This window comes from Comamonas resistens, assembly GCF_030064165.1.
GTDB classification, from domain to species: Bacteria; Pseudomonadota; Gammaproteobacteria; order Burkholderiales; family Burkholderiaceae_C; genus Comamonas; species Comamonas resistens.
In genome coordinates, this window is record NZ_CP125948.1 from 1 (window position 1) to 10,050 (window position 10,050).

Annotated in this window: 16 protein-coding genes; 6 read left to right on the forward strand and 10 right to left on the reverse strand. The window is 48.0% G+C overall.

The window, feature by feature from the left end:
- The first annotated feature begins 190 nt into the window (after window positions 1–190).
- Both QMY55_RS24515 and QMY55_RS24520 read left to right on the forward strand, forming a co-directional pair.
- Window positions 191–1,123 (forward strand): replication initiation protein, encoded by a 933-nt coding sequence (locus QMY55_RS24515; RefSeq protein ID WP_283489078.1) that lies wholly within the window; start codon window positions 191–193, stop codon window positions 1,121–1,123.
- Window positions 1,124–1,960: 837 nt separating this feature from the next.
- A complete protein-coding gene (locus tag QMY55_RS24520; RefSeq protein WP_283489079.1) occupies window positions 1,961–2,899 on the forward strand; it encodes a DNA-binding protein in 939 nt (312 codons plus the stop codon).
- Window positions 2,900–2,903: 4 nt separating this feature from the next.
- Here the strand turns inward: QMY55_RS24520 and QMY55_RS24525 are convergent, their stop codons facing one another.
- Window positions 2,904–3,140: a hypothetical protein gene (locus tag QMY55_RS24525; protein WP_283489080.1), complete on the reverse strand. Its 237-nt coding sequence runs from the start codon at window positions 3,138–3,140 to the stop codon at window positions 2,904–2,906.
- A gap of 1,006 nt (window positions 3,141–4,146) precedes the next feature.
- Window positions 4,147–4,332 carry an integrase core domain-containing protein gene (locus QMY55_RS24530; protein WP_283489081.1) on the reverse strand — a complete coding sequence of 62 codons (186 nt, stop codon included), beginning with the start codon at window positions 4,330–4,332 and terminating at the stop codon, window positions 4,147–4,149.
- A gap of 220 nt (window positions 4,333–4,552) precedes the next feature.
- Here QMY55_RS24530 and QMY55_RS24535 point away from each other — a divergent pair, with 220 nt between their 5' ends.
- Window positions 4,553–4,897, forward strand: a complete 345-nt coding sequence (locus QMY55_RS24535) for a hypothetical protein (RefSeq protein ID WP_283489082.1) — start codon at window positions 4,553–4,555, stop codon at window positions 4,895–4,897.
- A gap of 8 nt (window positions 4,898–4,905) precedes the next feature.
- Here QMY55_RS24535 and QMY55_RS24540 read toward each other — a convergent pair whose 3' ends face one another.
- The 4 genes from QMY55_RS24540 to QMY55_RS24555 are packed head-to-tail and all read right to left on the reverse strand — an operon-like array spanning window position 4,906 to window position 7,185.
- Entirely contained in the window at window positions 4,906–5,526 is a 621-nt protein-coding gene (locus QMY55_RS24540) for a hypothetical protein (protein WP_283489083.1), read from the reverse strand.
- Window position 5,527: 1 nt separating this feature from the next.
- Window positions 5,528–5,899: a hypothetical protein gene (locus tag QMY55_RS24545; RefSeq protein ID WP_283489068.1), complete on the reverse strand. Its 372-nt coding sequence runs from the start codon at window positions 5,897–5,899 to the stop codon at window positions 5,528–5,530.
- Between the two features lie 12 nt (window positions 5,900–5,911).
- The gene (locus tag QMY55_RS24550; protein ID WP_283489069.1) at window positions 5,912–6,265 is read right to left on the reverse strand and encodes a hypothetical protein; all 354 of its coding nucleotides are present in this window, start codon (window positions 6,263–6,265) and stop codon (window positions 5,912–5,914) included.
- Between the two features lie 8 nt (window positions 6,266–6,273).
- Complete coding sequence (locus tag QMY55_RS24555) at window positions 6,274–7,185, reverse strand: AAA family ATPase (RefSeq protein WP_283489070.1); 912 nt, start codon at window positions 7,183–7,185, stop codon at window positions 6,274–6,276.
- Between the two features lie 258 nt (window positions 7,186–7,443).
- On the opposite strand from QMY55_RS24555, the gene QMY55_RS24560 reads away from it, so the two are divergent.
- Window positions 7,444–7,764 (forward strand): addiction module antidote protein, encoded by a 321-nt coding sequence (locus QMY55_RS24560; protein ID WP_283489071.1) that lies wholly within the window; start codon window positions 7,444–7,446, stop codon window positions 7,762–7,764.
- Window positions 7,765–7,882: 118 nt separating this feature from the next.
- Here QMY55_RS24560 and QMY55_RS24565 read toward each other — a convergent pair whose 3' ends face one another.
- The gene (locus tag QMY55_RS24565; protein ID WP_283489072.1) at window positions 7,883–8,197 is read right to left on the reverse strand and encodes a helix-turn-helix domain-containing protein; all 315 of its coding nucleotides are present in this window, start codon (window positions 8,195–8,197) and stop codon (window positions 7,883–7,885) included.
- Window positions 8,194–8,532, reverse strand: coding sequence for a type II toxin-antitoxin system RelE/ParE family toxin (locus QMY55_RS24570; protein ID WP_283489073.1), 339 nt, complete (start codon window positions 8,530–8,532; stop codon window positions 8,194–8,196). The genes QMY55_RS24565 and QMY55_RS24570 overlap by 4 nt, the downstream gene beginning before the upstream one ends.
- A gap of 106 nt (window positions 8,533–8,638) precedes the next feature.
- Between QMY55_RS24570 and relB the strand changes: the two genes are divergently transcribed.
- Entirely contained in the window at window positions 8,639–8,866 is a 228-nt protein-coding gene (relB, locus tag QMY55_RS24575) for a type II toxin-antitoxin system RelB family antitoxin (protein WP_283489074.1), read from the forward strand.
- Entirely contained in the window at window positions 8,850–9,110 is a 261-nt protein-coding gene (locus QMY55_RS24580; RefSeq protein WP_283489075.1) for a type II toxin-antitoxin system RelE family toxin, read from the forward strand. Before relB ends, QMY55_RS24580 begins: the two co-directional genes overlap by 17 nt.
- A 24-nt stretch (window positions 9,111–9,134) precedes the next feature.
- Here the strand turns inward: QMY55_RS24580 and QMY55_RS24585 are convergent, their stop codons facing one another.
- A complete protein-coding gene (locus QMY55_RS24585; protein ID WP_283489076.1) occupies window positions 9,135–9,317 on the reverse strand; it encodes a hypothetical protein in 183 nt (60 codons plus the stop codon).
- Window positions 9,318–9,328: 11 nt separating this feature from the next.
- On the reverse strand, window positions 9,329–9,967 hold the full coding sequence (gene parA, locus QMY55_RS24590; protein WP_283489077.1) for a ParA family partition ATPase: 639 nt from the start codon (window positions 9,965–9,967) through the stop codon (window positions 9,329–9,331).
- Between the last annotated feature and the right edge of the window lie 83 nt (window positions 9,968–10,050).

Genomic DNA, 10,050 nt, shown 5'->3' on the forward strand with positions numbered 1-10,050 from the left:
CCAATACAACAGGCACAAAAAAAGCACCGCGTAGGGTGCTTGGGATGCGCTGTCTGTTGGTGTCCCTGTGACATGTGGGTAAACTGAGCGCACAAAAGAAAACACCTCCCTGAGCTTTGGACGGCAGCGGGAGGTGTGCAGCCACAGGGGGCCGTTGAGCTAAGTATAGCTGCGCGGCTGGAAAGTCACCATGCTTGCGAACAATCAACAGCTAAATTTAGATCTATTTGAGGATGCCCAGCGGTGGCCACGTAAGCCGTACTGCAGCGCTGACAAGACGGCGAGCAGCATTCGCACACTGCAGCACGCCCTCAAACATCCCTACATCCAAGCCAACCCACCGAACCTGCGCGTATGGTCTATTTTTGACGTAGACCAGCCCGCAGCCGCTCTGGCGTGGGAACGGGGCAACCTTCCACCGCCCACCTGGGCCGCAGTGGATCGCCAAAGTACCAAGGGACATCTGGTGTGGGGTCTATCGGTTCCTGTGCTGGTAGACAGCCCAGACATGCGGCAGCAGCCTATGCGCTATCTGTGCGCCGTAGAGGAAGCATTCAGGGCCAAGCTAGAGGCCGATAGTGGCTATGCAGGCTTGATGACCAAAAACCCCGCACATCCTCTTTGGCGTGTGCTGCGTGGCCCTCGACTGGCCTACGAGCTGGGAGAGCTGGCTGAGTGGGTCGATCTCCCCAAGCACCTACCCAAACGCAAGCCAGAGGAAATAGGCTTAGGACGCAATGTCACTGTGTTTGAGTGGCTCAGGCAGTACGCGTACCGCAAAGTCCGGCACTACAAGCAGGACGTGCGCAACTTTGTGCTTTGGCAATCCCATTTAAACAGCCGTGCCTTAGAGAGAAACGGTGACTTGAGGGTGCCATTGGCGGGTAATGAGGTTTGGCACATCGCCAAGAGTGTCAGCAAGTGGACATGGAACCGATTTGACCTAGAGGCCAGCGACAAGCGATTCAGTGAGTTGCAATCGTTCCGCGTAAAGCAACGCTGGGGCAACAATGAGGACAAGCAGGCCAGCGCACGCCTGATGGCAGCTACGGGCTTGAGCACTCGTGCCATTGCAGGTGAACTCGGTGTGAACCAGTCCACCGTGGCCCGATGGTTGAAGTGATGCATACCATAATCAGATAACAGCCCGCAGGGGGCTTTTCTGTTTTCACGCTGGCTCAGGTGATGCATACCATAATCAGATAACAGCCCTCGGAAGGTTATTTTGGTTTTAATTTTTAAGTGGTGATTAGGTGGGCTGTCGATCAAATCGCAGCAGGCTGCTCGTGGGCATGTGGTCAGCCTGGAGGGTTGTCCACCATGTCCACAGCCAGATTCATCATGCTCTTCGTGCTGGCTGCTCCCAGCAGGTACTAGCGCGGAGCTGTCGCGGGTAGTGAGGGTCAAGTCAACGACTTGTCCCGAGCACCCTCTACCGCCCGGCGTTCAATGGCGCTATCGCGCCCAATCCCTGTTTTTTAGGGGTCGATAGAGAAAACGGGAAATAAAGCACGGTAAGACAGCGGCAGGCCATGCCATGCTTGGTCTTTCTGGAATGGTGTCCAGTTGAAGTACGCCTCAACCGGGCGTCAGGCACCCCACCTATGTTGCGTCAGATTAGGATCGTTTTTCGCCTTTTCTGACGATCTGCGCTCGGCCTCTCAGGCTTCAACCTGACAGATCAACCGCTAGCGTGCTTTATTTTCCGAATTCTGAGACGACCCCTTTTAAGTCGCGCAGCACGCAAAGTGCTTATTCGTCCGTGTCCTAACGCGGCGTGCGACTGCGCGATCACCAAGGCACTCAAACAGCCGTCGCGCTTCGCTACGTGGGGCTGCAGCACCACACCCCGCCATTCATATGACCGCTCATCTATTTCGTAACGTATTCATAAATATAAATATTACGTATTTCGTAAATATACGATACGATATGAAATATTAATACGAAAGGCTGTTATATGGCACGCACAGGGGTTACATTCGAGCAGGTTTCGGCGGCTGCAGATGCGCTTGCGGGCGAGGGTAAAACACCCAGCATCACCGCTGTGCGCGAGAAGCTGGGCACAGGTAGCCCCAATACCATTCATGCGCATTTGAAAACATGGCGCGAGGCTCGCCCTGTGGCCCGCGCAGAGGCCGTAGAGCTTCCTGCTGACTTGCGCAATGCCATCGCCCATGAAATGCAGAAAGCGGCGAGTGCTGCCCGTGCTGAGGTACAGGAGCTGCTTGTCCAGGCGCAGGCAGAAGCTGCAGAGCTGGCCCGTGCAGGTGAAGAGCTAGAGGTCGAGCGTGACCAGTTGGCTGAGCAGGTGCTCGCGCTGACCACCGAGAGGGACACGCTGCTTGGCAAGTCACATGAGCAAGCAACCGCATTGATGGATGCTGCACAGCGCATCGAGCGTGAGCAACAAGCAGCCGAAGCAGCTCGCATTGAGTTGGCGAAGGCTCAGCTCAAAATTGACCAGGCGAACGCCAACGAGGCCCGTTACAGCACCGAGATTTCTGAACTAAAGACAGCGCTCAAGTCCGCAGAAAAAGAAGCCGTAGAAGCCACAAAAACAGGTGCAGTAGCCAACGCAAAATTAGAGGCTTCGAATGCTTCTCTCAGCGATGCTTTAGCACGCGCAGAACGTGCGGAAAAAGCATTGGCAGATGCTACCCAGCAAGCAGCCCTGCACATCGCAGAGGTTCGTGCAGAGAACGCCAAGCTAGCGAAAGAAATGGCGGCGCTGCAAGCTGCACATGCGCAAGCGCTGAAACACTCCAGCGACCATGCTACACAGCAGGCAGAGCGTGCAGCCCGTGCTGAGGGGAAGTTGGCCGCTTTTGAGGAAGCTGCTCAAAAGGCTGAAAAGCTGTCACAAAGCGATTCCAAAGGTGCCCCAAAGGCACGATAGAGCACTATTTTTCTTGCTGTTCAAGCCATGCAGCACCAGCTGCATGAGCCTCTTCTTGGGTGGCAAAACGTTCACCCAGAGCACAGTAAATGTTGCCTTGTTTGGTGTTGACTTCCCAACTTTTGGCATCCCACGTCTGACAGACCGCGAAGGCAAAAAACTGCCCTGTTGCTTTCATTTCATCGCAGGCTGCTTGCAGCTCGGGACGTATGGGCGGAATTTGGTAGTAGCCGTCTCTCATTTGGCAAATTTTGAGGCCATCAGCGCATCACGACGCGCTTTCCATTCAGCCCGTTTTTCGGGACTTGTGTTGGCTCAACCTGAAGGGGTGTCCATTATGTCCACAGCCATATCAAGCATGGTCTTCGTGCGGGCCGCTTCCAGCAGTCACTAGTGCGCAGCTGCACCTTGTAGCGACGTACATGAGCCCGCCCCTCCAGGAGAAAAATTGCTTATGTTTTGCTGATCTTTTGCTTATGTTTTGCTGATACGTGAACCCGTTTGCTTATGTTTTGCTTATGTTTTGCTTATGCGGTCAGGCGACTAGACGCTGTAGGCATCTCTCCTGCTGCAACCTCTTTGAGTGGAACATAAAGCATGTGCTCCAGAGTAGGTCATTTTTCATCACTTTTCCCTTTGAAATCAGGGATCTAAGGTGTGGCACATGTTGGCTCAACTGTGCTCCATTTCGAGCACATGCATGTTGATGCTTTCTTAGACAGTCAGGTGCAGTACATCTGCTTTAGACCTGCTTTAGATTTGCTTTAGAGCTGCTTTAGAGCTGCTTTAGAGCTGCAGTGGGAGTGCAGTGGGAGTGCAGTGGGAGTGCAGTGGGAGTGCAGTGAGGGTGCAGTGAGGGTGCAGTGAGGGTGCAGTGAGGGTGCAGTGGGAGTGCAGTGGGAGTGCAGTGGGAGTGCAGTGGGAGTGCAGTGAGGGTGCAGTGGAGCTTAGGTAAATACAGGGTCGTCTGGGTACGCTTCCCAAGCATCAACCATGTTCCCTTGACCCGCTTCCAGCAGTCTGGGATGCCGCGCTGCACCGCACCCCGCTGCGCGGCAAGAAAAAGCACACCGGGTTGTAAGTAACGATAACTTTCTATTATGGTGAGTAGCAAAAAGCTCCTTAAAAGGCGCTTTTTTGAATGTTCGATCTAGACCGCTGCGAGGCGAGAAACCGTGTCGGGATACTTCTCCACCAGCCGGATCAGCAAGGCAGCTTGTGTATTGACCCAGCGGTTTTTGCACAGGTCAGGCCGCTAATGCAAATGCTTGAGCGGGCGTTTTCATCTTCAGCGCCTGGTGGGGACGCTGATGGTTATAGAAGCTGATCCAGTCGCTGATGACACGGCTGGCATGCTGCAAGCTCTCGAAGCGGTGGCGGTGCACACATTTGCGCTTGGCTGTCCAGCGTTTAACTTCTTCTTGATCTTTCATCTATCAGGTCCTTTCTTCAAGTTTAGGACCTGTGCAGCTTTTTACTGGGTCAATACACGAGGCGCTACGGGAAAGCATCGTCAATATCGGTCGCAACGCACGTACGGTCAACGAGAGCGCTGCTGCAGGGGCTAGGGAGGCCGTAGAGCGTTCGATGCTGGGCGTAGCTGATCGAGCCTCAGAAACCTCGCGTAAGGCAGCAGAGCCACTGATTAAGCGTATGAGTGAGGTCACAGATGCCGCGTTTAAGGCCAGTGATGATCTTCACGCTGGTGCAAACGCTATAGGTGGGCGCATGGTGCTTTATGCCGCAATGGGCGCTGTGGGCTTGATGGTTTCAGCAGCTGCTATTGGCTACGGCATTGGTGCCTGGACTGAAAGTGAAGTCGTGGAGCTACGCCTGGAGAGAGCAGCACTGCAAGCATCTGTTGCGGATTTTGAGAGAAGGGCAGGCCGTGCGCAGCTCAGTAGCTGTGACAAGCGACTGTGCGTGCGTATTGTTCCAGACAAAACTAACTACGGCGTACCGGGAAAAGAGGTGTACGCCATTATTCATGGATACTAGATTTTTTATTAGTCATCCAACTCTATTTCATCATCAAATGATTCTTCACTATTTTGGAAGCTAACTGAAATTATCCCTGTATTTTCTGGCTCTGCAAGATATATACCTTCTTTATTAAGAAACTCATTAATATATGATGAATTTATTTTTTTTATATATTTGTCGTAATTCTCAGAGAAGTTTTTATTGAAATTTTGTTTGTCAATAATTATTGATGCTGAGGATTGAGCCGCAATGTTGTTTTCATGTGCAAAATTCATAAAATCATAACAAATTATTGATTTAAACAGATCCGAGATATCTTTTTCAGAATAGCCAAAATCTTTAAGCCTAGTTTTGTATATTCCTAATACTTCATTTTTCTTATTATTGTCAAGAGGTGATATTGAATTAATTATTTTTTCTATGTCATCGCTTTTGAAAAGCGCGTCGAATTTATCATAAATAGATTTTCTATGGACATGGACACAAAAACAGATGAAGGCTGTTAAAGCAATTGTCGGCCATGTGAATTCTATAAGCAAATATATATAGAATCCAATTATGGCTAATCCTAGAATAAAAGTTAATAAACTTTTAGCATAGGCTGCTATTATTAGCAGAAAAATTATACCAACTATAAAGCCCATTTTATTTGTTGTACTCGAATTTAATTATCTTTTCTGTTTTTATTCTATCGGTCGAATATTCATCTAAGTGATGAATGTAATAGCTTGGTCTGCCTGATAAATTCTCCTTTAATAATTCTCCGTTCTTGTTTTTGAAATATAATTCTCCGACAAACCTGAATTCATTATCATTTATGTACTCAACACCAACTTCTCCTGCAATAAATGATATTTCTTTGTCTTTCTCAGACTTTTCGACGAACTTGTCTAGTTTTTCAGATAAAGAACTCATATAATCTTCTAAAGAAGACTGAGAGCTCTTTAGAATTAAATTATTTGCTTCCTCTGCTGCTGTAAAAATATCTTTTAAATTTAATGGCAATTCTTTTTTCATAATTAGCTTAGCTTAGCTTAGTTCAAGTTCCAGTTCGTCAGAGATATCTACTTGATTTCCTTGGCTTTTTTCAAGTTTTTTGCGAATTTTTTCAGGAAGCTGGTCTACTGTTATAGTTTTTGTTGTTACTGTTTCCTGCCATTGGCCTTGATCGTTTTTTGAGTAAAACTTATAAGCTGCCTTTATTCCTTCTCTCCAATCAAGACCTGATTTGATATAGGCAGTAAATCCAACAATTGCCGCTTTAACTACTTCCTTAACCTTCTGAACTGCTTTAGATAAGTAAAGTTTTATCTTATCCCAGAATGTTATGGCTATTGCTGCTGCACCAATAGCTAGACCTGCAATTAAAAGTAGAGGTATCATTTATTTTCCTATTTAATAATCTGCGAAGCTTCTTCTTTGCTTAAAATCCGTGTAAAAGTTTCTGCGTTTGATAAATTTGCATTTTTGCTTTGCTTTATCTTTGATATTTCTGTAATGATAATGTCATTATTTATGGAGAAAGATTTACTCTCAACTGCTGAATATGCAGCTAATAGTGTGCTCTTTTTTATATCTGCGGGACTCATTCCTTCTGATTCAGCAGAAAGAGTTGAGAGTTCTATGCTTGAATGATATTTCTTCGGTATATATCGTTCGAACAATTTATGTCTAGCTTCTGAATCTGGTAGATCTATGTGAATATGTCTATTTATTCTTCTCATAAAGGCTGGATCGTAGTTGCTAACAAAGTTTGTTGCAAATATTAGATAGCCTTTGAAATCATTTAATATATTCAGCAAAACAGAACGTGTTTGATTTACACTAGTATCAGTGGAGCTACTCATATTGGTAACTCTTTTGCTAAGCATTGCATCTGCTTCATCAAAAAATATTATGCAGTCGTCTGAATTTGATGCAAAGTCGAAAACTTTTTTTAGATTCTTTGGTGTTTCTCCAACATATTTACTCTCTATTTCAGAGTAATCCACTGATAATATTTTTTTTCCAAGTTTATTGGCTATTGCATGTGCAATAGATGTTTTTCCTGTTCCAGGAGGACCGTACAGATTTAATATAAAAGAGTCAGATAAGTCATGAGTCTCTTTGAAGCACATATCCTCTGCAATAAATTTTAGGTTTTTTTGTAAATTTATTAGAGAGTTTATGTCATCTAACGAGTTTTTGCTTATTATTAATTCTGAAAAATTGAATTTTGGATCGGTTAAATGAAACTCTGGAGATTTTGATTTGTTTTTAGACTGATCTTCAGTTTTTTTTTCTATTTCTGAACCGATTGGCATGATGGATGATGTGACGGTTATTTTTTGACTCTTCTTTGTAACACAAAAAACAAATCATTTTTTTGCATTTAAATTTAGCTTGTTATTACTTTTATTAATAAAGAGGTTTTAATTTTCTACGCCATTGCAACTGAATTTATGTGCTCCGATGTTCTGTGAAAAAAATACTAATGAACTTCATAGATACCGATAAATCGACTCAGCAACGCGACATAGAAAAAGCTCAAGCCATGGTGCAAGAGCTGAAAGGGTGAAGAGATGAACTCTGCTGCTTTTGAAAAATTTGGCATCAAGGCCTTCGACGCTGCCGATTACTTGCAATCTGATGAAGATTGCGCCGCATACCTTCAAGCCTGTCTGGAACAAGAACCGGGCAACGCTGCACTATTCACCAAAGCACTGGGAGACATTGCCCGTGCACGCGGGATGATGCAGCTTGCAAAAGACACTGGACTCACTCGCGAAGGGCTCTACAAGTCACTGAACGAGCAAGGCAACCCAAGCTTTTCAACCGTCATGAAAGTGATGAACGCCCTTGGACTGCAAATGAACATCGGCCCTCAGTTGTCAGCTGGATGAAGTGAGTTCAAGTCAACAAAAAAGGCGCTTTGAAGCGCCTTTTTTGTTGCCAGAGATAATAGAAAGTTATGGTGAGTAGCAAAAAGCTCCTTAAAAGGCGCTTTTTTGAATGTTCGATCTAGACCGCTGCGAGGCGAGAAACCGTGTCGGGATACTTCTCCACCAGCCGGATCAGCAAGGCAGCTTGCGCATTCGGCGCAGCCCTGCCTTGCTCCCAATTCTCCAAGGTTCGGGTTTTTGTCCTCAGGTAGCTGGCGAAGACGGGCCTAGAAAGATTCAAACGTTCCCGAATCGACTTGAGTTCGGCAGAGGTGATGGTGACTTCAGGCTTCAGCTCCACCTCGTGGGTTCGCAGCGTGCGCTTTCCTGCACGTGCACTCGCTAGTGCATCAAAGCCTTCGCTGAGTTCTGCAAAGAGATCACGCTTGGTCATTTTCTGGCCTCCAATTCGGTTTTCAAAAGCTGCTTCAGGATCGCTTTCTGCTTTGGTGTCAGGTTCTCTAACTCGTCCTTGTCGTACAGAGTGAAGAGCCAAAACTGCGGACCACCGCTCCACCAGTAGTAGATGACCCGTAACCCGCCGCGAGTTCCTTTGCCTCTGCGTGGATCACCATGGCGCACCTTGCGCAGCCCGCCGGTGCCTTCGATCATGTCGCCCGCTTCAGGGTTCTTGAGCAAGCGCTCTTGGAACTCCTTGAACTCGTCATCGTTGAGGTAGGTGGCTCTGTTTCGCTCGAAGGCAGGCAATTCAACGAAGACGGCTTTCATTTGGATTATTGTACGCAAGTTGCGTATCTTTTGAGGAGAAAGGCACCGAACCATTTTTTGAGCGCCTGCTAAAATTTGCGATACATGTATCTCAAAAGGTGGCGCTATGGCCGTTTCACTACGTTTGCCTGAAGACCTGAGTCAGCGCCTGAGCAATTTGGCAGCGCAAACAGGCCGCTCCAAGACCTTCTACATGCTCGAAGCCATCAAGCAGCACATTGATGACCTGGAAGACTTGTACCTGGCAGAGCAGCGCTTGCTGGACGTGCGTGCTGGGCGCGCGGTGACGCATTCAATCGATGACGTGGAGCGCAGTCTTGGCTTGGCGCATTGAGTTTGAAGACACCGCTCTCAAAGAGCTGGCTAAGCTGGACAAACAAGTAGCCCGACGCATCCTAGCCTTCCTGCGGGAGCGGGTGGCAGTGCTTGATGATCCGCCCAGCGTGGGGGAGGCTTTAAAGGGCTCAACGCTGGGGGAGTTCTGGAAATACCGCATGGGCGGCTGCCGCATCATCACCAGCATCGAGGATGGTGTTATGCGGATTTTGGTGTTGAAGGTGGGCAACCAAAGTAAATGATCTTTTACTCACATGAGTAAAAGATCATTTGATGTGTGATTCCATCGCCTGCTGGATCAGCTCTTTGAGCGACAAGCCACGCTTGATGGCTTCCATGCGCCAGTGCTGCCGAGTCTCTTTTTCCACTTCAATATTCACGCGCACCAGCTCTGCGGGAGAGGGTTTGGAGACTTCTTTGACGGGCACGCTACCGCGCACCTTGTTCAATGGTTTAACTGTTAAAGCCATTTTGCTTCCTTGAGTTCTTGAACGACTGCCTGCACCTCTTCTTTGGCTTTGGCATCGCTGTAGTCGAGCACGGATCGTCCATCGGTCATGGCGGTGGCAAACACCGCTCGATTGCCGATAGACGTCTCCAGCTTTTCAATTCCTTCGTATGTGTTCCATTCACCGCTTTTGACCAGCTTGGAAAGCTTTGTTGCTCCGCTGGTTCGGTTGACCAGGAATGCTGCATCAATCTCTCCGCCCATATCTCGTTTGGCCTGAATGAGCTTGACGGCTGCGCCGCTGGCCCAGAGATCAGCCCCTGATGGCTGGATCACCAGCAGGGCAACATGCGAGGCCCGAACAATCGCAGCGCTCATAGACTCCGCTTTGGCCGGACTGTCGATGATGGCGATCTCTGCATTGATGCCACTGAGCGAAGAGGCCAGCATCTGAGGCCGATCGACGCCAAGCACCGGGGGAAGGTCTGCATCCTCGGGGCTTGCATCACGCCAGTCGCGTGCAGTGCCTTGTGGGTCACAGTCCAAGAGCACCACACGCTTGCCCTCTCGGTGTAAAGCTGTGGCCAAGTTGGTAGCCACCGTACTTTTGCCTGTCCCACCCTTTTCATTGAGCACAGAGATGATCTTCATGATTTCAAGTGAGTAGATGAATGGCTAATCATATACTTCAATACTCATTTGAACTAAGTATCATATGAGGCAATGTTGTGCAG